The following is a 24146-nucleotide window of genomic DNA, read 5'->3' on the forward strand; positions in this document are numbered from 1 at the left end:
ATCGACTGAAGGAGTCGGCACACGTGCGTGCCACCGCCCCCGACCTACCGCTCGCGATCCTGCGCGGGGTCGGTCAGGTCGATTTCCAGAGCAGTTTCGGCACCGCGGTGTGCTTTGTCGTCGCGCTGTTCGTCGGGGGTTGGCAGTTCGGCGTCTTCGGGCTGCTCGGGACGGCTGTGGCCACGCTGACCGCGTGGATTCTCGGTGCTTCCCGGGATCGCATCCTGGGCGGGCTCGAAGGGTTCAACGGCACCCTGATCGGCGTCGCGCTCGTGCTGTACCTCGGCGTTCACTGGATCACCGTGCTGTTGGTGATCGTCGGGGCGGTCATGGGCAGTGTGCTGACCTCGGCGCTGCACGCCATGCTCACGCCGTACCGGGTACCGACCTTCACCGCGCCGTTCTGCGCGATCACCACGTTCATCGTGATCGGCGCGCCGACGTTCGGCCGGGTCTGGCGAGGCCGGACCCTGGCCACACCGCCGTCGGCGGCGCGTCCCGGTACCGCGCTGACCTTCACCGATCTCTGGCAGGGGCTGCTCAACGGGATCGGCCAGGTGTTCTTCCAGAACCGCTGGTACGTCGGGCTGATCTTCCTGATCGGCCTGCTGTTCGCCGACCGGATCGTCGCACTGGCCGCCGTGGTCTCCAGCGCGATCGGCATCGCGGTGGCGTGGATCCTCGGCGCGGCCGCGGCGGACATCGGCGCCGGCCTGTACGGCTACAACGCGGTGCTGATCGGAATCGCGCTGTGCGGCACGTTCGTGGCGTTGACCCCGCTCGGTGTGCTGTTCGCCGCCTTCGGGGTGATCGCGGCGACCGTGTTGACCGCTTTCGTCGGCAACCTCTTCGCTCCGGTCGGGGGCCACACCCTGACCTGGCCGTTCGTCCTGGTGACCTGGATCTTCTTGGCGGCCGTCCCGGTGCTTTCCGGTGTTCGCCGGAGCGACCCTAAGGAGAACTCATGAATCTCGCACCGCGGGAAATCGACAAGCTGATGGTCTATGTGGTCGCGGATATCGCGACCAAACGGATGTATCGCGGTCTCAAGCTCAACTACAGCGAAGCCGTGGCGATGATCAGTGTCGCGATCCTGGAGGCCGCCCGGGAGGGCAAGACCGTGGCCGACTGCATGGAACTGGGCAAACAGGTCCTCAACGGGGACGACGTGATGCCCGGCGTGCGGGAGATGCTCAAGCTGATGCAGGTCGAGGCGTCGTTCAAGGACGGTTCCAAGCTGGTCTCCTGCCATGACCCGATCGGCGTCTGAAGCCCGGCACGAAAGGAGTCGACCGTCATGAAGCACACCGACAGGATCATCTACGCCAGCCAACCGATCGAGATCAACGCCGGCCGGGCCACGGTCACCTTGACCGTGCGCAACACCGGGGACCGGGCCATCCAGGTCGGCTCGCATTTCCACTTCTTCGAAGCGAACCGGGCGCTCCGCTTCGACCGGGCCAAGGCGTACGGCATGCGCCTGGACATCCCCGCGGGCACCGCCGTACGCATCGAGCCGGGTGACACGCGCAGAGTCACCCTCGTCGAGTACGGCGGCGGCATGCGCGTCGTCGGCTTCGCAGGCCTGCTGAACGGCGGAATCCGGGCCCGGGACGCCAAAGCCCACGCCCTCAGGAAGCTGGCCGAACTGGGGTACGCCGACAAACCGGAACCTGCGGCCAAGGTGATCCAGCCCGGTATGGCCCCCGCGGCGAAGAAGGCCGCGGCAGCCCCGAGGAAGGCCGCCGCCGCGCCAAGGAAAGTCGCCGCCGCCCCGGCGAAGGCAGCGACAGCGCCCAAGAAGGCCGCACCGAAGAAAGCAGCGACCGCGGCGAAGAAGGTCGCTGCGGCTGCGTCAAGGAAAGTCGCGACGGCGGCTCCGGTGAAGGCCGCTCCGGCTGCTCCGAAGAAGGTCGCGGCTGCCACGGCGAAGGCCACGACAGCGCCGAAGAAGGCTGCACCGAAGAAGGCCGCCGCCACTGCACCAAGGAAGGTCACGGCGGCTGCCGCGGCGAAGGCCACGACAGCGCCGAAGAAGACCGTCCAGGCGAAGGCCACAGTTGCGCCGAAGAAGGCCGCGACCGTCACAAGGAAGGCAACGGCTGCGCCGAAGAAGGCCGCCGCCACTGCGCCGGGGAAGGTCACGGCGGCTGCGCCGGCGAAGGCCGCGACAGTGACCAAGAAGGCCGCGCCGAAGAAGGACACGGCCAAGGTCAGGCCGGCCACCACGGCACCCGCCACGCGGAAGGCCCCGGCGAAGGCCAAGCAGCCCGGCGCGGCACCCGCCACCCGGAAGGCCGCGGCCAAACGCGTTCCCGCGAAGAAGAAAGGCTGATCGCCGATGGGCACCATGACCCGCAAACAGTATGTGGACATGTTCGGCCCCACCGTGGGGGACCGGGTCCGGCTGGCGGACACCAACCTGGTGATCGAGATCGAGAAGGACCACACGGAAGGTCATTACGGCGAGGAGGCCGTCTACGGCGGCGGGAAGACCGCCCGGGACGGCATGGCGGCCGACCCCGGCTCGCAGAACGCCACGATCGCCCTCGATCTGGTCATCACCAATGCGGTTGTGCTCGACCCGGTGCTCGGTGTCGTCAAGGGCGACATCGGTATCAAGGACGGCAGGATCGTGGGGATCGGCAAGGCGGGGAACCCGCACACCCAGAGCGGGGTGGACCGCCGGTTGGTCATCGGGGTCGGGACCGAGGTGCTGGCCGGTGAGAACATGATCGCCACCCCGGGCGCCATCGACCCGCACGTCCACCTGATCTCCCCGCAGCAGGCCAGGAACGCGCTGAGCAACGGAATCACCACGCTGATCGGCGGCGGAACGGGCCCCACGGACGGCACGCGTGGCACCACCTGCACCCCGGGCCCGTGGAACATCGGCAGGATGCTGCAGGCGGTGGAAGCGCTGCCGGTCAACATCGGCCTCATGGCCAAGGGGAACTGCAGCATGCCGGCCGCGCTAGCCGAGCAGATCGAAGCCGGGGCGTGCGTCCTGAAGGTCCATGAGGACTGGGGTTCGACCCCGTCGGTGGTGGACTGCGCACTTCGGGTGGCCGACGAGTACGACATCCAGGTGGCCTTGCACGCCGACAGCCTCAACGAGGCCTCCTACCTGGAGGACACGATCAGCGCGATCAACGGCCGCGCGATCCACACCTTCCACACCGAGGGCGCGGGCGGCGGGCACGCGCCCGACATGATCCGCATCGCCGGGGAGCCGAACGCCCTGCCCTCGTCCACCAACCCCACCCTGCCGTACACGATCAACTCGGTGGACGAATTGCTGGACATGGTGATGGTCTGCCACCACCTCAGCCATGACATTCCAGAGGATGTCTCGTTCGCCGACAGCCGGGTCCGGGCGGAGACCATCGCCGCCGAGACCGTGCTTCAGGACATGGGTGTGATCAGCATGTTCTCCTCCGACTCCCAGGCCATGGGGCGGATCGGGGAGACCTTCACCCGGGCGTTCCAGACCGCGCACCACTGCAAGGACCAGCGGGGCAAACTACCGGAGGACTCCGCGCGCAACGACAACGCGCGGGTCCTGCGCTACCTGGCCAAACTCACCATCAACCCGGCGCGGACCACGGGCATCGCCGAGACCGTTGGTTCGCTGGAGGACGGCAAACTGGCCGACATCGTGCTGTGGCCGTTCACCTCGTTCGCCGCCAAACCGGCCGTGGTCGTCAAAGGCGGAATGATCAACTGGGCGCAGATGGGTGACCCGAACGCCTCGCTGCCCACCCCGCAGCCGGTCTACTACCGGCCGATGTACGGGTCGATGGGGATGGCCCAGCGCAAGACGCACGTGACGTTCCTGCCGGACGCGGCCATCGCGGCCGGGGTGCCGGAGAAACTCGGTTTGCAGCGGCTGATCGCCAGGACCCGCCACGCCCGTACTGTGGACAAACGCCACATGATCCGCAACTCCGCACTACCCAAGATCACGGTGGATCCGGAGACGTTCAAGGTCACCGTGGACGGCGAGCACGCCACCATCAAACCGGCCGAGGAACTGCCGCTGAACCATCTGTTCTTCCTCGCGTGAACCTGCTCGCGCAGCTTCAGCTGACCGATTCGGCTTTCCCGAGCGGCCTGTACACGCTCTCCCATGGTTTGGAGGGCTATGCCCAGGCCGGGCCCGTCGACGTGGCAGCGCTGCTGGAGGACACGCTGCTGAACTCGGCCGGGCCGGGCGACGCCGCCGCCCTGGCCCTCACCCATCGGGCCGTGGCGGCGGACGACTGGGACACCGTGGTGGAGGTGGACCGCAGGCTCCACGCCGTCAAACTCAATCGCGAGATCCGCGCCGCCGCCGTCAGGACCGGCAGACAGGTCCTGCAGACCGCGAGCCAGGTCTTCGCCACGCCCGAACTGTCCACGCTGGCAGACCTTGTCGCAGCTCGGGCCACGCCAGGCAACCACGCCGTGGTCCTCGGCACCGCTTACGCCGGACTCGGTGTGCCGGTGTCCGCCGCGGTCACGAGCGACCTGTTCGCGTACGCCACGAGCTGGGTCGGCGCAGCCGTACGCCTGCGCAGGCTCGACTTCCGACAAGCACAGATCGTCCTGTACGGCGCTGCGGCGGCGATCAAGAAGGCGGCCGGCGGCGCTCTGGCCGCGCGGACCCCGCGGGACCTGCACGCCTCGACCCCGATCGCGGACACCATGAGCGCCGCCCACGAACGGGCGGAAGCCCGGCTCTTCACCACTTGAAAGGCGGACCCATGGAGAACATCCTCAAAATCGGTATCGGCGGTCCGGTCGGCTCCGGCAAGACCGCCCTCATCGAGGCCCTCGCCCCCATCCTGATCGAACGGGGTCACAGCCTCGGCATCATCACCAACGACATCTACACCAAGGAAGACGCCGACCACATCAAACGCACCCTGAAAGGGGTGATCGCCCCCGAGCGCATCGTCGGCATCGAGACCGGCTCCTGCCCGCACACCGCGGTTCGGGACGATCCCAGCATGAACCTCGCGGCCGGGGCGGAAATGGTGGAACGCTTCGCCGACATCGACACCCTGCTGTACGAAAGCGGCGGCGACAACCTCACCCTCACCTTCAGCCCGCTGCTCGCCGACGTCTACATCTTCGTGCTGGACACCGCGGAAGGGGAGAAGATGCCGCGTAAGCGCGGCCCCGGTGTCACCGACTCCGACCTGCTTGTCATCAACAAGGTGGACATCGCCAAGTACGTCCGTACCGACATCGGCGTGATGGAGAGCGACGCCCACCGAGTCCGGGAGGGGCGGCCGGTGATCCTCACCAACTCCCTGACCGGTGACGGCGTGTCCGAGGTCGCCGACTTCATCAACAGCCGCAGGCCGCTCGCATGGTCGCCTGCGTAGGGGACCGGCTGGCCCCGGGCCACTACACGGTCGACGACATTCCCGAGGATGTGGCCCGGTTCGCCCATATCCCGGACATGCTCCCGGTCGGCAGCCCCGGCAAGGTCGGCCTCCTCGACCTGACCTTCGAGAGACGCAGTGATCGTACGGAGTTGGTCGGCCACTACCAGAAGACGCCGCTGCAGATCACGCGGCCGCTCTACTACGACCCGGCACGCCCCGACCTGCCGTACGTCATCCTCATGTCCACCGGCGGAGGCATCCTCCAGGGAGATCGCCACCGTCTTGACTTCACCTGTGCCGCCGGCGCTTCCGTCCATCTCACCACGCAGGCCGCAACCAAGATCTATCGGATGGAACAGGACTACGCCACCCAGCTGGTGTCCATCACCGTCGGCCCCGGCGGCTACCTCGAGTATCTGCCCGACCCGGTCATCCCGTTCGCGGAGTCCCGTTTCTACCAGCGAACCCGGGTAAGCCTCGATCCCACCGCCACCGCGATCCTCGGCGAGACCGTCCTCGCCGGACGACTGGCCCGCGGCGAACGGCACGCCTACACCGCGTACTGCACCGACCTGGAGGTCCACGCCCCCGACGGCACCCTGCTCATGGCCGATCCGATCCGCCTCATCCCGGCCAAATCCCCAGTCACCGGCCCAGCCGTCTTCAGCGACTACGGCGCCATGGCTACCTTGTATGTGCTCACCTCCGCTGTCCCCGCAGCCGACCTGGCCGACGCACTCCACGAAACCGCGCAGGTCAGCGGCCTCCCAGCCGGAGCCAGCACCCTCCCCGGCGACGTTGGCGCCTGGGCGCGCCTCCTCGCCCCCGAATCCCCCGAGGCCACCGCCACCCTGAACCACCTCTGGGACACCGCCCGCCGCCTAATCACCGGCACCCCCGCCCCAGACCGCCGCAAACCCTGACCCCGCTGTTTCGTGCTTAGCAAACGAAGCACTGGAATCCACTGAGTTCCCCACGATCTACCACGCAGCTTGAGACCATTGACCCAGTCCCAGCAGCACCCTGATGATTTATTTGATCAAGGCCTGACCTGCGAACTCCCCGCTGTTCTGCGACTTTACCCTCGGGTCGCAGATCCCTGGAGGGATAGAAACATGATCGGGATTGTCATTACGAGGATGCCAGCAGAGTCACAGATCAGCCCTTGAGGGATCGCAACTGGCCTGGAAATCCCACATAGTTTGATGTGGGTCCGGTCACAGATCATCCCTGGAGGGATTGCAGCCCGTAGTGCTACACCACGCCTCCGAAGAGGGGTCACAGATATCCCTGGAGGGATAGCAGCTCCATTTCGCCGGACCACATCTGGTGAATCATGAGTGCCCAATCGGTCCCCTGGGAGTTAGTCACTCCTGGGGACTGGTGAAGCGGGTGACGATGTCTTCTTGGGCGGCGCGGCGGAGGGCGCTGAAGATGACGTCGCCGAGGGCGGTCCAGATGACGGCGCTTTCTACGAAGGCGTCGGGGTCGGTTTCGCCGGCGAGGTGGGCGAGTTCGGCTTCGGCGGCTTGGCGGGCGACTTTGGCGTAGTCGTCGAGGAGTTTGAGCTGGGGGGTCTGGCCGAGGCGATACAGGGTGGCGATGGCGGAGGCGAGGCTCTGCCGGGCGGGGTTGGTGGCGCGGACCTGCCAGCCGAGGCGGTCGAGGAGGGCGTCGGTCTCTTTGACGGCTCGTTCCCAGGTTTCGTCTTCGATGACGGGGCGCTGGGTGACCATGGCGAACTGGGCTTTGCCCGCCGAGTCGACGGCGCTCATGCCGGGCGCGTACATCTTTTCCAGGACTTCACGGGTGGCGGCGATGCTGAGTCCGCCCACCTCGATCAGTGCTCTGATCACCTTGAGCCGGCGGACGTGGGCCTCGGTGTACTGCGCCTGGTTGTGGCTGGTGCGTTCGCCGGGGAAGAGGAGTTCCGTCCGCAGATAGAACTTGATCGTCGGCACCGGTACCTCGCTGCGCCGACTCAGTTCTGCGATCCGCATGAACCCTCCCTCGCGATCGGATCAGTCTAACAATGCGATAACAGATAGTTCTACTATCCATTATCGCCAAGAATGCTCGTCACCTGGCCAATTGGCGGTACGGGTGCCGTGTGCGGCACTGTAAGGCTGATCAGCACAGCGCAGGTCGGTGTCTGCGTGGACCGTGCTGAGGACCTGCGGCGCCGGTTCACGCAGCAGGTCCCTGATCCGTGCGGCCACGGTCACAGGTCGCCCTGCGGCCACGTCGCCGGGTCTCATCCCGACATCAGCCTCGCACCGGCATCGTCGCCGTACCTGGTCAGCAGGATGTACTCGGCCGCCGCCCGCTCCTTTCTCTCCTCTGCCCGCTGTGGTCGTCGGCCGTGGGCTGTCCGCCGTGCCGGTCCTGATCGGCGGTCGCCGGTCATCCGCCCGCAAGGCCGCTCACCGGCGTGCCGCCAGCAGGTCCTCCACGGCCTTGGGCAGGGTGGTATCGAAGTCCAGCAGCTTTGCCCAGTCCGGCTCCACCGTGATCACGACCATCCGCTCGTACAGGGCCCGCACCCCCCGCTCCCAGTCCTCGAAGTACGCGGGCGGGATCACCTTCCGCGACCCCTCGACGTAGGAGTCCGGTATCCCCTCGACCTGCTCCACCCGCGCCGCCCCCCGGATCTGCAGCACCCGAGGCGGCCACTCGTCCTGGGTGTCCACGGTCAGCGCCACCCGCGGGCGCACCCGCAACGCCTGCACCTTCGCCGCCCCCGGCACGGTCGCCATCAGCACGTGCTCCCCGGACCACCGGAACCCCATCGGGACCACCCGCGGCGCGCCGTCGAGGCCGACGTAGGCCAGCCGCGCCGGGATCGAGGATCCCAGCAGCCTCCGCGAGATCGGCCGGGCCAGCACCTCGGCGACGTCTCTGGCATCCATGTCCATCCCCCTGGTCGGTTGGCACACCCCTGCGGTGTGCTCACGGGTTAGACGGAGCCGATCGTGCGTTCTCGACATGCGCCCCGCCGCGACCTAAGCGCTCGGGGTCGGCCGCAGGCCCGTACGGCATGGGTTGAATATAGATAGTGGACATCTCTACTATCAATCCTGAACGGAGGGAGAACGGGGATGTTCGCTGCGCTTGGGCGGTTCTGCGCGAGACGCAGAATCTGGGTGTTCGTCGGGGCGGTGCTGTTCGTCGTGCTCGGCGGGGTGTGGGGTTCGGGGGCGGGTGGGATTCTCGGGGGCGGCGCCGGTCTGGACAACCCGCACGGGGAGTCCGCGGAGGCGAACCGGTTGCTGGCGGGCACGCTCGGCCGGCACGTCGCCGATGTGGTCGTCATCTATGAGAGCGCCGACAAAACGGTGGACGACCCCGAATTCCGGCAGGAAGTCGAAGAGGTGGTCGCCAAGCTGCCCAAGGACAGTTACACCTGGCTGGAGACCCGCTGGTCCACCGGATCCGCCGACTTCGTGTCCGAGGACCGGCGTAAGACCTACGTCACCATCCAGCTCCCCGGCGCGATCGAGGAAGAGCAGGTCGGCATTTATCAGCAGATCGTGCCGCTGCTGGACGCGCCGAACCTGACCGAGCGGTTCGGCGGGCTGACCGCGGTGGGGGTCCAGTTCAACCAGATCAGCAACCGGGACCTCGTCCGAGCGGAGATCATTTCCTTCCCGCTCCTGCTGATCCTGTTGCTGCTGGTGTTCCGCAGCGTCGTCGCGGCGGCCGTGCCGCTGGCCATCGCGATTCTGGTGGCGGTCGGTTCGCTCGGGGTGCTGCGGGTGGTCGGGGGTCTGGTCGATCTGTCCACCGCGGCGATCAACGTGGTGGTGATCCTCGGGCTGGGTCTCGCCACCGACTACGCACTGCTGATCGTGAGCCGATTCCGGGAGGAACTCGCCTCCGGGCGCCTGGTCGAGGAGGCCGTGGTCCGCTCCACCGCCACCGCGGGGCGCACCGTGGTGGTCTCCGGGATCACCGTCGCGGTCACCTTGGGCGGATTGCTGGTGTTCCCGTCCAGGTTCCTGACCTCACTGGCCTACGCCGGGGTCAGTGTCGTGCTGTTCGCGGTACTCAGTTCGCTGACCGTGCTGCCCGCGCTGCTGCGCCAGGTCGGACATCGGATCGACGCGCTGCCCATCCCGGTGCCGTGGGGTCGGCGGGGAATCGGAACCCGCTGGTACCGCACCGCGCACGCGGTCATGCGCCGCCCGATCGCGGTCACCCTGACGATCGGTGCGCTGCTGCTCGCGCTGGGGTTGCCGCTGCTGGGCGCCGTCTGGTCGCGTCCCGCCGAGTGGGCGTTGCCGTCGGACACCGAGAGCGTGGTGGTGACCGAGACACTTGCCGAGGAGTTCCGGTACGACCCCACCAAGGTGATCACCGCGGTGGTCCGGACCTCCGGCCCCGCCGAGCGGGACCGGGCCGCCGTGGAGGATTTCGCCCGGCGGCTCGACCGGATCGAGGGGGTGGACCGCGCCGCGGTGACCGGGACGAAGGACGATCTGACCCGGATCACGCTGGGCTACTCGCTCAGCCCGTACGGCGCCGAGATCAGGGAGGTGGTGGCGAAGCTCCGGGCCGAGCCTCCGCCGCCGGGGGCCGAGGCCCTGTTCGCCAACCGGCCGGCGGCGATCGTGGACATGCTCGACATGTTCGCCGCGGGGCTGCCGTGGATGTTGCTGATCATCGCGGTGGTGACGTTCGCGGTGCTCTTCCTGGCCTTCGGCTCGGTGATGCTGCCGATCAAGACCGTGCTCACCAACCTGCTGTCGCTGTCGGCCGCCTTCGGGGCGATGGTGTTGATCTTCCAGGACGGTTTCCTCTCCGGGCTGCTCGGCTTCACCGCCCCGGGTTTCCTGGACGCCAACATGCCGCTGATGATCGCGGCAATCACGTTCGGGCTCGCCATGGACTACGAGGTGTTCATGCTGGCCAGAATGCGGGAGCACTACCTGCGCAGCGGCGACCCGGTGGAGTCGGTGGCGGTCGGCGTCCAGCACACCGCCAGGATCGTCACCGCTGCGGCGCTCCTTCTGGGCGTGGTCGTCGGGGCGTTCGTCACCATCGACGTGACCGTGCTGAAGATGGTCGGGGTGGGCGTCGTGGTGGCCCTGGTGGTCGACGCCACGATCGTCCGCGGTCTGCTGGTCCCGGCCACGATGCGGTTGCTCGGTCACCGGGCCTGGTGGTCTCCTGCCCCGCTTGCCCGCTGGTGGCGGCGGTACGGCCTTCCGGAGGAGAGCGCGGAGCCCGTTCCGGTCGTCGGCCCCGAGTCGCGGGGGCTTCGGGTCCGACCGTGAAGAACGCCGGTCCGGGGATCGGTCGTGATCCCCGGACCGGCTTGCGCAGGATCACGGCCTGGATCGGTTGTGCTTGAACGCGCAGCCGTGGTGACGTCTCCACCACGCCGGAACCCGTCGCCTTTCAGATGGAGCGCCGGGTACGGCGTCTCCTCCCAGTGGGCCCCAAGTCGCGGCCCCTAGCGTGCCGCCATGATCTCGAATTCGCGGGCGACACCGGCTGGTGTCCATTTCCGCTTGGGCGTGATGGCCGTTGTGCTCGCCCTGGTGGGTGCCGTTGAGAACTACGTGTTCCTCGCTCAGCCGGTTGTGATCGGGGTGGGGGCGCTCCTGATCGCCCGGGCCGGGTGGCTCCGATACGGCAGGGATTCTCTCGCGCTCACCGTCGGGCTCGCGATGGTCTGGGTGTTCGTGTGGGTGGGCGCTGAACTGAACTCCCGCGAAGTCAGTGAGGTGATTCGCGGCCCGGCCGGCTCAGGTTTGACGATGAGGATCGAGGTTGGGTACTGGGACTGGTACTCGGAGTGGATTCTCGTGGTCCGCAAGGACGCCGGATTGTGGACGCGCGAGTGGGACGTGGGGTGCAGTGCGGAGCGTTGGTCCGACATTCCCAAAGTGACCTGGACCGATCCCGCGCGCCCGCGACTAAACAACCGCGTGCTCGTCCTGGACCCCGGCACCGGCCGGCCGCGCGAGTCGGCGGCATCTTTCGATTTCTGCTGATCGGACAGGCTTCCGGTCAGGAGCCCACCGCGGTGTGGGAACAGGTCCTCGCGACGGCTCAGAACTCCTCGACGAGGGTGAGGTCCTGCCATCGGCGCCGGTCGGGGTCGGCCGAGCTCCATTCCCGGAGCAGGGCCGCCGCCTGTTCGATCGGTCCGGCGAGCAGGACGGTCTGGCTTCCGCTCTCGATATGACGCTTCTGCTCGACGCCGCCCTCGTCGCAGCAGGTGCAGATCGGCTGCAGGCCCGTGTGCGGCTCGGCGCCCAGCCCGTTGTCGTGGAAGAGGGTGAGCAGCTTCACCAGGTCGCCGGAGTCGTCGGCGCCGATCGTGACCACCAGCGTCGGCAGGGATGAGGCCGCCCAGATCATGAGCTCGTTGAAGACCGGGTAGTGGGTGTCGTCGACGACCCGTTCGCCTTTGGGCTCCCCGTCGTGGAGGACGATGTCGCCGAAGCGGCGGCCGGAGAGGACCGGGACGCTGATCACCCGGGCGCGGGTGGGGCAGATCCGTTCGACCCAGACGACCTCCGAGCCGTCGTCCTGCTGGAGGCGGACGCAGGCGTGGCCGAAGTTCTCGACGATCTCCCCGTCGCCCGGCTTGAGCGTGATCCCGTAGCCGGTCCAGGCGTCTCTGGCCGTGGGCCAGTCTCGCATCACGGTGGCGGCGATGCCGAGGTTCCAGAACGCGGGGTCCTCTTCGCCGCGGTTCGCGCGGGCGGCGGCTTGCTTACCGATCTGGTACGCCTTGGGCCAGTCGCCGAGGAATTTGTGGGCGAGGGCGAGGTCGAACCACCACGCCGGGCTCTTGGGGCCGTCGGGCTCGGCGGTGACCAGCTCCGCCAGGCGCGCGGCGGCGTTCGGCCAGTCGTCCCGCCGCCAGGCCGCATAGGCTGCCCGTTCCACCTGCATCAGATCCACGCCCGCTCCTCTCGATTGGCGGCACCGTATCGCCAGGCTCGGACAGTTCTCCGTGGCCGTTTCCGGCCGACCACGCTTTCATTCAACCCGGTCCACCCCAAATAAACGGATAAGTCTGGAAATGGTCAGCCCTCCAATCTGGTGATCAAGTTGGCGGGCGGCGGCCCGCGAACATCACCCGCTCTGGGACGAGGGACCGGCCTCGGGCATCACCAGGTCGGCCGCGTTGAGGTACGGCAAAGCGTGCGGAGATTGCGGCCCCGACCCGCGAGCCCGTTCAGGGCCGGGGATGTACCCCGGTCGATGCGCGTGGACGGGCTGCGGGAGCCGGGCGGCGACGGCCGGAGGGAGACGTGCCTCCTGGGGCAATCCATGCCGATGCGCTATCGGCACCTGGGTGAAACTTGCAGGTCAGTGGGGTAGGAGGGGGTTGTCTGCCGTCATTGGCTGGGGGGGCCATGGTGCACTTTGGGTTAGTTCGCATTGGTTTGGCGGCGGTCTGTGCCGTGGCCGTGTCGGGATGTATGCCATGGGCAGGCGATGAGGCGAAGAAGGCGGCCCCGCCCGCGAAACGGGTCGCCGCGGACGCCGAGGCGACGAAGGCGGTCAGGCTCGCCGCGGCGAAGAAGGCGGGGGCCAACGAGCTGGGCCAGATCCCGGTGCTCATGTACCACCGCATCGTGGACCGCCCGACCACCGTCGACGACCTCACTCCGCAGCAGTTCCGCGCCGAGCTGGAGCTGCTCGCGAAGGAGAACTACGTGCCGATCACCGCGGCCGAGTACGTCACCGGACGCATCGGGATCCCGGCCGGGAAGCACCCGGTCGTGCTGACCTTCGATGATTCGTCCCCGTCCCAGGTGACCTTGGATGGTACGGGCACGCCCAAGGCCGGCACCGCGCTCGCCATCCTGCTCGACGTGGCGCGTCGCCACCCCGGGTTCCGGCCGGTGGGCACCTTCTACGTGACCAAGGACATGTTCGGACTGGCCACCCCGGAGGAGCACGCCCAGGTGCTCAACTGGCTGCACGGCAACGGGTTCGACATCGGTAACCACACCCGTGACCACCTCAATCTCCGGGGCCGGGACAAGAAGGCCGTCTTCGCGGAGGTCATGGCCGGCCACAAGCTCATCACCGACCTGGTGAAGGAGGCTCCGCCGGTCACTCTTGCCCTGCCGTACGGAAACCAGCCGAACCAGCCGGAATGGGCACGCAAGGGCACGGTCGGCGGCCAGACCTACAACTACGGCGGTGTGTTCCTCGCCGGTTACACCCCGGCCGCCTCGCCGTTCGCCAAGGACTTCAACCCGCTCGCCATCCCGCGCATCCGCTCGGGGGAGAAGAAGGGCGACTGTAAGCGGTTCTGCTCGATCGCCTGGCTGGACTGGCTCAAGGCCAACCCCGACAAGCGGTTCACCTCGGACGGCGACGCCACCAGCGTGGCGTATCCCAAGTTCAAGGAGTCTTTCATGGCGCCGCGGTTCAACTCCTACGCGCTCGCCTACTGATCGTCACCTGCCGACGCGCCCGGCTCCGCACGCAAGGAGCCGGGCGCGTCGGCGTGATGTCAGGATTCGCCGTCCACGTAGACGACCCGGGCCTTGATCGACTTGGCGGGGTAGGCCACCCGGAGGATCCAGATCACCTTCCCGCCGTAGGGCCTGGCGGCGGGGCCGGCCTCCCGCCGGGTGACCTTCGGGTCGTCCCCCTTGGTGTCCTGAGACGACCAGTCGACGCGTTCCGCGGGGATGAAGTAGGCGGTTCCGCCGGTTTTGCCGAGCCGCTCGTTGAGGGTCCTGGTCCGCTCGTCCCACCAGCTTCCGGGTTCCCGTAACGGGAGCGGGACCAGGGCTCGGAGCGTCTCGTCGACTTGGTGCAGGGCGACGAGTTCGTCCTTGGAGCCGGGCCGGGTGGCGGCGAGGCCGTCGAAGGCCCGCTTCAACGCCCCGAGATAGAGCTGGAAGTTGCCCGGATCGTCGCTTCTGCCGAGCGCGGTCGCGCAGACGGCTTCAAGCCCCTGCCGTACGCCCGAGTCGTGGCGTGCGAGCCAGAGGGAGTGCGCGGCCATCCTCAGCAGGTCTGCCTGGCCGCGCGGCTCCAGCGTCTTGGCGTACTCCGCGAGCTCACCCGGGAGCGGGACCCCGTCGGAGAGAAAACCACCGGGGTAGCCGACGGACGCGAGCCCGGGCAGCGGGTCGCCGTCCGCCCGGAACTCCGGTGGCGGAGCCGCGGTTCCCCCGCGTCGCACGTACTCCTCCGCCGCGGCCGACACCGCGGCGAACGCGTGTCGCCGCCACGTCTGGGCGGTGTCCGCGGAGAGCCGCAGGCACAGGACGTGGATTCGCTCCCACAGCCGGGCCGGGTCGCCGGTGTGGGTCCCGGGATAGGCCGCGGTGAAGTGCCGGGTCGTCTCGTCGGCGGTCATCGCCTCCCAGAGCCGCCCCAGCGAGGTCGTGATCAGATCCCGGAGGTCCGGCGGCTCCGGAACGGGATCCGGAGCCGGCACCGGTTCCGGGAGGGCCGCGGTCTCCACCGCGGGTTCCGGTGGGGGAGGAGGGGGTTGCGAGCGTCGGCGGCGCGCCAGATCGGCGTTGTCGATCACGGTTTCCAGCGCCTGGCGGGCCTGTCGGCACACCTCCTTCACCGTGGGGTCCTCGACCCGCAGCCCGGTGGTGGTGAGCTTGCCGACCAGCTCCTCCAGATCGGCCTGTACGGCTCGCGCCAGGTGTTCGGGGAGTTCGATGAGCACCCGCGCCATCGCGCTGCCCAGGGACTGTTCGTCGCGCGACATGGTCAGTGCTTTCCGGTGAAAGGGTTCCAGTGGGGGTTGAGGTCGGGCACACCCTCGTCCATCGGGACCTTGTGTACCGATCCGATGTACCGTTCGACGTCGCGCAGCGATTTCGCCGCCCAGTACGGCGGTTCGCCGCGGTGGATCCGCAGTCGCCCGGCGCAGTCGAGGGTGGCCGTGTATCGGGCTCGGGGTCCGCTGTGGCCGGTGGTGCGGAGGGTGCCGATCCGCTGCTCGCGATCCTTCCAGGCCAGGAAGAACGTGTACTCGCCGTTCTTGGCGGGATGGGGCAGCGCCCCGGAGATCCGGCCGACGATGTGGGCGCTGTCCAGCGCCGCGCTCTCGTGGAAGAACTCGGGGAAGTACCGGCCCTCCCGCTCCCGCTCCGGTGACCAGGCGGGAAAGACCTGCTCGCGGGCGATCTCCGAACCGTCGTCGGCGTGCGTGGCGACCCAGATCTGCGCGGGGAGGTCTCTGAGCCGGGAGGAGTTCTCATCCCAGTGCTGCGGTTCCAGCTCCTGCTTGAGATCGATGACCTCGGCCTCGGTGAGGTTCACGTGGTAGTGCGGGGAGCCGTGGCAGAGGCGGAGGTAGGGGACGAGCGCCGGATCGACCTCCAGCTGTGCCTTGATCTTGGAGTCGCTCGATCCGTCCGCGCTCGGCATCCAGATCTGCGGATCCGGGGCGAAGCCCTCCTCCTTTCTCGTGAAATATCGGAACACGCCCCATTGGATGGTCCGGAGCTTGTCGGCCGGCCGGTGCACCTCGTGGGTGGGCAGGAGCGACCGCCACGAGCTCCGGACGGCGATCGTGCCCGCGTCGTCCACCTCGACCATGGGGGTGCCCGCCTTCAGCAGCGGGATGTTCTGGCTGCTGCCGTGCTGCTTCAGCTCGAAACCGCAGGGGAGCGTGTGGAAAAGGTTGTCCACGGCGATCCGCACCTGGGTCTTCCCCTTGGCCAGCTCCGACTCGGCGTCCTCCACCCCCATGCCGCGTTCCCGGATCGACTGCGCCCAGCAGGCGCCGAGGGAGGCGGCCTGCTTGGCGTAGGCGGCCTCGATCGTCACCGCGCTCGGATTCCACAGCAGACTCGCCCCGGACTCGTCGTCGCCGCCCAGTTCGTCGGCGACCACCTGCCGCATCAACGCCATCTTGCTGGTCTGCCCCGACAGCATGACCCGGTCCAGGCGCTCGGTCGGATCGTCCCGGAAACTGGTTCTGACCAGCCAGCCGCCGATCCCCACCGCCCGGTTGAGCACCTTGTACGCGAGGGTGTCGAATTCGGCTCGGCTGAGCCGGACGCCCTCCTTGGGCAGCAGGTCGAGCAGGGACGGCTCCCGGCCCCGGTTGTGCTGGTCGACCGCGGCGATCACCGGCTGGAGATCGGCGAGCGGGATGACGTGGTAGTCGTCCACGGCCTTGCCGAGCTCGATCTTGGCGGCCTCGGCCAGCTTCCAGAGCAGGTGGAACGCCTGCTTGTCGGCCGACGACGCGTCGTCCTCCCAATGCGTCGGCAGCAGCAGGCGCATGAGCGTCCCCAGCTTGGCCGGGACGGGCTCGGTCATCCCCGACTCGGCGACCTGCGGGGCGAGGGGCTCTTCGTGTGCCCCGGACACCCCCATCAACTGATCGATCCGATGGGCCAGGGTGTTCCGCCGATCGCCGAGATCCTCCCCGCGCACCATCGCGTCGAGGACGGCGGCCTTGAGCCAGTAGAAGATCCGCAGGGTCAGGTAGTCCCCGCCGAGCTGGGGGTGGCCGGTGGAGTTGAGCACCTCCGGCCTGATCACGTAGAACCTGCCCCGGACCAGCGGGTCGCCCGCGGGGTCGCGCGGCGCGGGGGTGACGTCGGTCAGGGTGAGCCTGATCAGCGCGATGTCCGTGGTGCCCGCGCCGATGTCGATGACGAGCATGTTCTGCCGCCAGCTGGGCGGGTTGTCGGAGACCCGGCGGGATCGGGCGATCAACGCCTCCGCCCCGAACTCGCCGCGGTCGCTGCCGAAGTCCCGCATCAGGAAGAAGAGCCCCGCGGCCACCCCTTCGTCGTACTCCACCACGACCCGGTCGAGGTCCAGCGATTCCCCGAGCATCCGCTCCAGTTCGGCCCGGGCCGGCGGCGGGGTCGTCGTCGGATATGTCACGACAAGTTGGACGATGGATTCGAGCGGCGTCTCCGGATCGCGCCGGGCGAACCGTTCCGTACGGTCGATCAGCTGCTTGTAGACGTGGACGATCAGATCGTTGGTGGTGGCCTCCCGCCCGTCGATCCAGGTCATCCCCGGGAGCCGCTCCGGCTTGAGCAGCGCGGCCTTGAGACCCCGGCGGATGTCCGGGCCGTCGTTGCCCAGCCTGATCTCGATGGGGTTCTCCTCGACGATCTCGACGGTGCTGGGGACCGCGTACTGCTTGCGGTTGGTGTCGAGGATCACCTGGAAGATGGAGAGCTCGAAGAGGTTCGGGACCGCGAACGCCTTGTCATAGCAGTTCAGGAGCTGCGGCGCCAGCCAGCGGGCCAGCTCCGGGCCGCACTCGGCGACCCGCTCGTCGAACGCCACGCACACCCCGTCCAGCAGCGGATCCCGGGGCGACTCGGTGTCCCGGTCGATCGCGGCCGTCTTCTCCAGCCGGTCCGCGAGCTCGGCCGCGCCGCCTCCGGTGAACTCGACGGCCCGCAGCTTGACCGCGTCGACCAGTTTGCCCAGGTGATCCTGCCACTCGGCGGCCAGATGGGCGGGTGGGCGCCGCCGCAGCAGCTCCGCGAACTCGCTTCGCAGCCGGGTCAGCTGCGCGGGATCGAGGGCGAGTTTGGTGGAGTACCGCGTGTCCAGCAGCGCCACGGTCGAGGAGGAGGTGCCGAAGTCCACGGAGGCGAATCCGTTGTAGAGCGACCCGGTCCGAGACCGTACCCGGGCTTTCTCCGGTTTCGTGTTCCTGTCGGCTCCGCCGAGGGAAACGTCCGCGCCGATCGGGGGCGTCTCAGCGGACGGCGCGGTAGAGGGCTGCGCCCGTACCCTCTCTGGTTCTCCGAGCCTATCGACCAGGCGGTGGAACACGTTCGCCCCGGCCCGCGGCTCCTCGGCGGGCGGAGGGGTACGGGGCTGAACCGGCACTTGCGTGGGTCCGCCGGGAACCGTTTCCGTAAATTCGCGATACGGCTGCGCCCGGGTCTCCTGAGCGGCGGGTTGCGCCGTCGGGGTCGCGCCCTGGTGCGGCGCCGGCTTCGCGCCGGGCGGTGCGAAGATCAGCCGTACTCGGGCCTCCCGGGTGGCGGGGGCGCCGGAGCTGTCGGTGAAGACGTAATGCCAGATGACCGCGGTCTGGATCGAATCCCCCGACGGCCACGACCAGCCGACCTTGGCCGTCGGCAGCTCCAGCTCCTTGGCGAGCACCATGCGGGCCACGACCCAGGTCCGGGTACGGCCTGCGGCGTGGTTCCAGGAGCCGGCCAGCTCGTGGACCAGGCGGCTGTGCTCGGCCGGGAGCACCCGGATCTCCTGAAGCTCCACGGTGTGGATGCCGGGATCGGTCTGCAGGACCGCGTCCGGCAGCCGGTAGAACCCGTTCTGCTCGTAGAGATGGAACATGTACGGAGAGATCTCGCGAACGTGGTCGTCCGAGGACTCGAAGATCAGTCTGAGCATCAGGTGGCACTCCATTCCCGGAGCAGATCGCGGAGGGGGGACTGGTCGGGTGGGGAGTCACCGGGTGGTTCGTCCTCACCGCCCTCCGCCGAAGGCGGCTCCGGCGGAAACATCAGACGGAGATCGGCGGGCCCCAGGATGTACTGGTGGAGCTCCTGCAGCTCGTCCCGGAGCGACTCGTAGACCTTCTCGATCTCCCGGCTCACCGCGGACGACACGGCGTCGGCCACCCCGTTGGCGAGTTCCCGCCGGAGCCGGAAAAGGTAGCTCTGATGCCGTACCAGCCGCTGCATCACATCGTCGTCGGGCAGCGGGAAACGGGAGTGCCACGGCATCGCCCGGTCCACATAGGCGGGAAAACTCTGCTGGATCTCCGCGTCCGTGGAGCCTTCCGGCTCGTCCTCCTCCGGCTCCGCCAGCCACGACAGGTCGGTGAGCAGATCCAGGGCGGCCAGCACGTCCCGGTCGCCGAACTTCGCCCGGAGCTGTGGCAGACCGACCTGGAGCAGCCGCTGCACGTCGTCGTCGAAGAGCTGCCGCCGGACCGAGGTCAGCTGGCTGTTCTGTACGTCGGTCCAGTCCACCAGGGCGGCGTTGATCTCCTCGCGGCCCATCCTGAGCGCTTCCCGGTAGGTGCTCACATAAGGCCCGAGGAACTTGCCCGTCGTGTCGTCGCCGGGGGTGCTCCCGCCGCCGATCATCCGTTCCACCCGGGTCCGCCCGCGCTTGGCCTCGGTCTTGCGGATCAGACCGTCCTCGGCGCGCTGCAGGATCTCCTGCCAGAGGGACCAGCGCATCGCCTCGGTGACCGCCTCGTCCCGTACCCTGCCCAGCACCGCTTCCCCGTCGGCGGCCCGCAGCCCCGCCGGATCGCGGAAGACCCGGCTCGCGCTGATCAGCCGCTGGTGCTGGACCCGCAGCTCGTCGAAGAGCGATCCCAGGCGGAGCCGCGCCGAGGCGTTCTCACCCGCGGCGATGCGGACGGGCTGCAGCAACCGGCCGAGCTTGGGCAGCGACTCGCTCATCCGCTGGTTCTGGCGGCGCATCCCGCGCAGCTTGTTGGCCAGGCCGTGGGTCCGGGCGTGGTCCTCGATCAGCCGGCGGAGCGCGGCGAAGCCGCCGTCCTCGGCGAACGCCGCCAGGGTGTGCCCCCACGGGCTGCCCGGTTCGGTCTGGACCAGCCGGGTGGCCAGCTGCTTCCACAGGTCGGCGCGCTCACCGGCCTTCTCCTTGGCCGCCAGGATCTGCTCGCCCTCCTCCCCGTGGAACACCGCGGGCAGGTCGGAGTTGTTCATCGCGACGATCGAGGAGACGAAACGGACCCGCTCCTCCTGCTTGCGCACCAGATCGCATGCGCCGTTGTACAACCCGAGGAGCTTTTGCGAGCCGCCGGTGAGGTCGGCCATGGTGAGCGGCCCGGATTCCGGGACCGACGGCGGCTTGATCAGGTCGAACCGGTTGCCGACCGCGAGGATGGACTCGCGCAGCTCGGCCCGGTCCCGGCCGTGCCGTTCCAGCATCGTGTAGAACGTGTCGGGGACGTTGGTCTCCGGCTCGTTCGCGTCGAAGACCGTGATGATCGTGTGGATGTCGCGCAGCTCGCTCTGGCTGAGGAACTCGTCGCGTTTGGCCGAGCGCCGGGCGGTGAGCCCGGGAAAGTCCAGGAGAACCACCTCGTTGCGGTCGCGCAGGCCGGTCAGGGACCAGACGCGCGGATCGACGCTGACCCGGTAGTCGGCCCGGCGGATCAGCGGGAAGGTGTCCCGGAGGGCGTCCACGTCGTCCGCGACGTCGCGGGCGGTGACGCCGTGCCGGAGCCGCCGTTCCGGGAACCGATCGGGGACTCCGGTGCTGCTGCCGAGGTCGAGCGCCCCGACGATGTGTTCCTGCGAAACCGGGACGTTGCCGCCGAGGATGTCGCCCGCCGACAGGTGCGCGTCGCGCAGGGTCAGGAGCTCGGTCCCGATCTTGCGGAGCTCCAGGTTCTCGACGGCCCCCTCCCACAGCTGCTTCCGGCACCAGGTCTCCAGCCGGCTCCAGCCCTGCTCCACCGGGTCGTAGTCCCGGAGCGACTCGACGTCGCCGATCGCCGGGATGAGCACCGCCGCCCGGGCCAGCTCGTCGAGCATGTACCGGACGCAGTCGCTGAGCTGGGGCCTGGTCAGGTAGTGCAGGATGACGGGTCCGTCGACCCGGGTCCGCTCGCCGGGCTCCCCGGGGGAGAGATAGATCGCGGTCACGTTCCCCGTGGTCGGGCGCTGCTCGGTGGGGAGGAGATCCGGGCGTCCGAGGAGTGTGCCGAGCATCAGCGACTTGCCCACGCTGAACTTGCCGACCACCCCGATGGTGATGGGTTCGCGGGCGAGCCGCAGCAGGTCCAGAGCGTGCTGCTCCACCCGCTCCCGGACGCTCCGCACCCCGGGATCGTCGGAGAACGACTCGGCGTTCAGCGCGGCGAGCACCCGCTCCGCCCGCTCCCGCAGCTCGGCGATCTCCTGCAGGGTGTTGTCCGGACTCTGGTCGACCACCGTTTTTCCTCCCACCGCACCAGCGTTACTCACCAGACTGGCGAAAGTACGGCGATTTCGCGCAACCGACTTCGTCATACGACGCGATATCGGGACCGACGCATCCGCCGCACCGGACGTACGGTGTGGGGAACGGCGCCGAACGGAGAGGACCGAGTGCCGGTGGAGATTGCTCTCGTGGTAATTCTGGCGATCATCAGTTCCGTGCTCGGCGTGTGGTCGATGCAGATGCGCGCCCAGCTCAAACGCCTCCCGCAGGTGGTCAAGGAGCCGGTCTACATCGACCGGCCGGTCCGCGTGGAGATTCCCGTCCAGACGGAGGACCGGGTCGTCTACCAGGAGGCCGCGGAACCGGAGATCCCGATCGGGCATCCAGGTGAGGCCGAGCATCTCCTCGACCCGCAGGTCCTGCCCGACGTGCCGGACTCGGTTCCCGACAGCGTCGCCGACGCGGCCCGGCTCGGCGCGCTGGCCGCCCGGGCCGTCTCCGTTCGCGGACACGCCGCCAGGGTCGCCGCCAAGGTACGCCGGCAGACCGTCGCGCTGGCCGTACTCGACCGGTTCCAGCCTCCGGTCCTGCTCTCCGCCGTCGCCGCGGGACGGCCCACCGGGCGTCATACGCAGGTCGGAGCGGCCCAGGCCTGCCGCAGCATCCAGCACAAGCTCACCGATCGGGCGTATGAGATCGACGCGGCGTGGAAGGACCTGGAGTCGGGCGATCGGGGAGCCGAGGCGCGGCTGGCCGAGCTGTTCGCGTCCGCGTGCGCCTCGCTCTACGACCCGCTGGCGGAGGCGGCCCGGCGCAGGGACCTGCCCAGCGACGCGCTCGCCACCGAGCTGACCTGCGTACTCACCCGTCTGGGTGACGGGCCGAGCCGCCGGCACCTGGCGTTCGGGGTGGGTTCGGGGCCGGTTGCCGTGCTTCAACCGGACGGGGAGTGGACGACGGTCTTCTCACCGCGTACGGACAACGCCGTGGTACTTCCCGCCGAATCCCCCACGACCCGCTGGGGGAGCTTCGCGGTCGCACCGGGAGGCGTCGTCTTCGTGAGTACGGCGAGTACCGCGCTGTTCCTGGAACGGGCCCGTGCGTCCATGACCGAGGAGTGGCTGCAGGCACCGCCGCACCTCACCCGGTTCCTCTGGCAGATCAATCAGCCTGACCAGGCCAACCGTGACGACAGGAGCGTCGTCGCGCTCTGGGAGCTCCGGGGGTAGACCTCACCCGGGAGGGGGCGGGCCCTCCAGCTCGTCGAGGACCTCGGTGACACAGGAGATGAAGCGATCCTTGGCCTCGCCGTACCGGCGGACGTCCCCCTGGGTGAGTTCGGCCAGCAGCAGTTTGAAGTGCGAGTAGGAGCGGGCCAGATCCTCGTGGCGTCGCAGCCGCCGGTAGAAGATCAGCTCCGGGCAGAGCTCCCAGTCGTCCTCGCCGACCAGATGGATGTGGAGATCGGGGTTGCCGTCCGCGTCCCGGCGCCGGAAGAAGGTCCGCCCGTCCGCCTCGTCGAGGGTCAGCTCCCGCAGGCCCATCGCCTCGAACACGGCCTTCGCCCGGGGGCGGTTCTCCGGGGAGACCGTCACCATGACGTCCAAAATGGGCTTCGCCACCATTGCCGGGACAAGCCGGCTGCCCATCGGTTCTATCCGGTGGACGGCGTCACCGAGCTCCTCGGCGATGCGCGTGGAGATCTCGTGGAACCGCGACGTCCATGTGTCGGAGAACTCGGTCAGGTTCACCCGGTAGCCGTAGCGGCTCTCATCGTCCAAGGCAGGCGCCTATCTCGGTCGCTGACATCGCCTTACGCCCTATGAAGGGTGCCGCAGGGAACCGGTACGCGCAAGGGACCCTTGGGCCGGTCAGGCGGCTGACACGCAGGTGCCGTCGACCAGCGCGAGGTTGGCCCGGGCGTCGGCGAGGATCCGGTGCGGAGGGCCGTCGGGCGGGAGCTGGCCGTGCCGGGCGAGCTCGTGGGTGAGGAAGGTGAGCGGGTCGGCTGCCTCGCCCCGCTGGGCGGCGACGCTCGCCCGGGCGGCCGAGAGCAGGCCGACGTAGTGCGAACGAAGGGTGGCCTCGCGCATGCGGGCGCGCTCCAGCTCCATCAGGAGCAGCTGGGCGATCTCCAGCAGGGTGTCGGTCGAGGTCTCTGTGGCGTGACGGATGCTCTCTCGGATGTCGTCGAGCTCGGAACGGGTCATGGTCACCATCTCCTTCAACCCATTGATAGCGCACAGCGGTTACGGATCGACTGAAGACGCCTTGCAACCCACTTGAGGCGCTCTGGAGCTCGGGGTCCAGGGCTTCCGTCCGGCTGGAACGTTAAGGAGAACTCGTGTGAAAACCGGTGCTACAGTTGCTTTACGCAGTCCGGCTAAACCAACTCGTTCCAGAGAGTTGGGAGGTCCTGGGGCCAGCAAGGTTCCAGGACTGTTAGGCTGTTCGCGTACCCCCCGATGGACACGCCCAAACCGAGGCTGGTTTGACCCGCCGAAGTGAAGTGAGTACCTTAGAGGGGTTGCCCCGAGAGGGGCAGAGGCGTAAAGTTGATCGTTCGCCCACCGGAAGCCGGTTTGACTGGCAGGTGGGAAAATGGTAAACTTGAAGTCACAACAGAACGGAAGACGCTCCGGGCGGTCGAGACTCCGGTGGAGACCGAGCGGTGTGCGTGCGTTCCTTGAGAACTCAACAGTGTGCTAAAAGCCAGTGCATTTGTGATGTATTGAACCCCTGTCCTGGCCCGGCATCCCTTCGGGGGTGCGTGCGGTCGGGTGGGATTCCTTTGGTGAACACCCCGGATTTTCCTTGGGGTGGTTTGCCGGGATTGTTTCCAGACATTGTTTGGAGAGTTTGATCCTGGCTCAGGACGAACGCTGGCGGCGTGCTTAACAC

General features: G+C 68.3%; 19 protein-coding genes. 11 read left to right on the plus strand and 8 right to left on the minus strand.

The annotated features are described in order from the left end of the window. Window positions 1-23: 23 nt before the first annotated feature. The 7 genes from RUR_RS15225 to RUR_RS15255 are packed head-to-tail and all read left to right on the plus strand — an operon-like array spanning window position 24 to window position 6298. Entirely contained in the window at window positions 24-968 is a 945-nt protein-coding gene (locus RUR_RS15225; RefSeq protein WP_283135675.1) for an urea transporter, read from the plus strand. Continuing rightward, window positions 965-1270, plus strand: coding sequence for an urease subunit gamma (locus RUR_RS15230; RefSeq protein WP_283135676.1), 306 nt, complete (start codon window positions 965-967; stop codon window positions 1268-1270). Before RUR_RS15225 ends, RUR_RS15230 begins: the two co-directional genes overlap by 4 nt. Before the next feature lie 27 nt (window positions 1271-1297). Further along, window positions 1298-2335, plus strand: a complete 1038-nt coding sequence (locus RUR_RS36790) for an urease subunit beta (RefSeq protein WP_428846998.1) — start codon at window positions 1298-1300, stop codon at window positions 2333-2335. A gap of 6 nt (window positions 2336-2341) precedes the next feature. Next, window positions 2342-4066 carry an urease subunit alpha gene (gene ureC, locus RUR_RS15240; RefSeq protein WP_283135677.1) on the plus strand — a complete coding sequence of 575 codons (1725 nt, stop codon included), beginning with the start codon at window positions 2342-2344 and terminating at the stop codon, window positions 4064-4066. Next, window positions 4063-4734, plus strand: a complete 672-nt coding sequence (locus RUR_RS15245; protein ID WP_283135678.1) for an urease accessory protein UreF — start codon at window positions 4063-4065, stop codon at window positions 4732-4734. Before ureC ends, RUR_RS15245 begins: the two co-directional genes overlap by 4 nt. A gap of 11 nt (window positions 4735-4745) precedes the next feature. Continuing rightward, window positions 4746-5372, plus strand: coding sequence for an urease accessory protein UreG (ureG, locus tag RUR_RS15250; RefSeq protein WP_283135679.1), 627 nt, complete (start codon window positions 4746-4748; stop codon window positions 5370-5372). Continuing rightward, window positions 5357-6298 carry an urease accessory protein UreD gene (locus tag RUR_RS15255; RefSeq protein WP_283135680.1) on the plus strand — a complete coding sequence of 314 codons (942 nt, stop codon included), beginning with the start codon at window positions 5357-5359 and terminating at the stop codon, window positions 6296-6298. Before ureG ends, RUR_RS15255 begins: the two co-directional genes overlap by 16 nt. A gap of 444 nt (window positions 6299-6742) precedes the next feature. Here RUR_RS15255 and RUR_RS15260 read toward each other — a convergent pair whose 3' ends face one another. Then, window positions 6743-7375: a MerR family transcriptional regulator gene (locus RUR_RS15260; protein WP_283135681.1), complete on the minus strand. Its 633-nt coding sequence runs from the start codon at window positions 7373-7375 to the stop codon at window positions 6743-6745. 423 nt (window positions 7376-7798) lie between these two features. Continuing rightward, entirely contained in the window at window positions 7799-8284 is a 486-nt protein-coding gene (locus RUR_RS15265; RefSeq protein ID WP_283135682.1) for a pyridoxamine 5'-phosphate oxidase family protein, read from the minus strand. Between the two features lie 189 nt (window positions 8285-8473). Here RUR_RS15265 and RUR_RS15270 point away from each other — a divergent pair, with 189 nt between their 5' ends. Then, window positions 8474-10651: an MMPL family transporter gene (locus RUR_RS15270; RefSeq protein ID WP_283135683.1), complete on the plus strand. Its 2178-nt coding sequence runs from the start codon at window positions 8474-8476 to the stop codon at window positions 10649-10651. A gap of 192 nt (window positions 10652-10843) precedes the next feature. Beyond that, window positions 10844-11374, plus strand: coding sequence for a hypothetical protein (locus tag RUR_RS15275; RefSeq protein ID WP_283135684.1), 531 nt, complete (start codon window positions 10844-10846; stop codon window positions 11372-11374). A 58-nt stretch (window positions 11375-11432) separates the two neighbouring features. Here RUR_RS15275 and RUR_RS15280 read toward each other — a convergent pair whose 3' ends face one another. Next, window positions 11433-12293, minus strand: a complete 861-nt coding sequence (locus RUR_RS15280) for a tetratricopeptide repeat protein (RefSeq protein WP_283135685.1) — start codon at window positions 12291-12293, stop codon at window positions 11433-11435. Between the two features lie 524 nt (window positions 12294-12817). On the opposite strand from RUR_RS15280, the gene RUR_RS15285 reads away from it, so the two are divergent. After that, window positions 12818-13804 (plus strand): polysaccharide deacetylase family protein, encoded by a 987-nt coding sequence (locus RUR_RS15285; RefSeq protein WP_283135686.1) that lies wholly within the window; start codon window positions 12818-12820, stop codon window positions 13802-13804. A gap of 59 nt (window positions 13805-13863) precedes the next feature. Here the strand turns inward: RUR_RS15285 and RUR_RS15290 are convergent, their stop codons facing one another. The 3 genes from RUR_RS15290 to RUR_RS15300 are packed head-to-tail and all read right to left on the minus strand — an operon-like array spanning window position 13864 to window position 21256. Further along, window positions 13864-15087, minus strand: a complete 1224-nt coding sequence (locus RUR_RS15290; RefSeq protein ID WP_283135687.1) for a hypothetical protein — start codon at window positions 15085-15087, stop codon at window positions 13864-13866. 2 nt (window positions 15088-15089) lie between these two features. Beyond that, a complete protein-coding gene (locus tag RUR_RS15295; RefSeq protein WP_283135688.1) occupies window positions 15090-18728 on the minus strand; it encodes a hypothetical protein in 3639 nt (1212 codons plus the stop codon). After that, window positions 18728-21256 carry a P-loop NTPase family protein gene (locus RUR_RS15300; protein ID WP_283135689.1) on the minus strand — a complete coding sequence of 843 codons (2529 nt, stop codon included), beginning with the start codon at window positions 21254-21256 and terminating at the stop codon, window positions 18728-18730. The genes RUR_RS15295 and RUR_RS15300 overlap by 1 nt, the downstream gene beginning before the upstream one ends. Before the next feature lie 162 nt (window positions 21257-21418). Here RUR_RS15300 and RUR_RS15305 point away from each other — a divergent pair, with 162 nt between their 5' ends. Continuing rightward, window positions 21419-22474 (plus strand): protein phosphatase 2C domain-containing protein, encoded by a 1056-nt coding sequence (locus RUR_RS15305; RefSeq protein ID WP_283135690.1) that lies wholly within the window; start codon window positions 21419-21421, stop codon window positions 22472-22474. Window positions 22475-22477: 3 nt separating this feature from the next. Here RUR_RS15305 and RUR_RS15310 read toward each other — a convergent pair whose 3' ends face one another. Beyond that, window positions 22478-23026 (minus strand): GrpB family protein, encoded by a 549-nt coding sequence (locus tag RUR_RS15310; protein WP_283135691.1) that lies wholly within the window; start codon window positions 23024-23026, stop codon window positions 22478-22480. Window positions 23027-23116: 90 nt separating this feature from the next. Next, window positions 23117-23455, minus strand: coding sequence for a hypothetical protein (locus RUR_RS15315; RefSeq protein WP_283135692.1), 339 nt, complete (start codon window positions 23453-23455; stop codon window positions 23117-23119). Window positions 23456-24146 lie beyond the last annotated feature (691 nt).

It is taken from the genome of Rhizohabitans arisaemae, assembly GCF_025996515.1.
GTDB classification, from domain to species: Bacteria; Actinomycetota; Actinomycetes; order Streptosporangiales; family Streptosporangiaceae; genus Rhizohabitans; species Rhizohabitans arisaemae.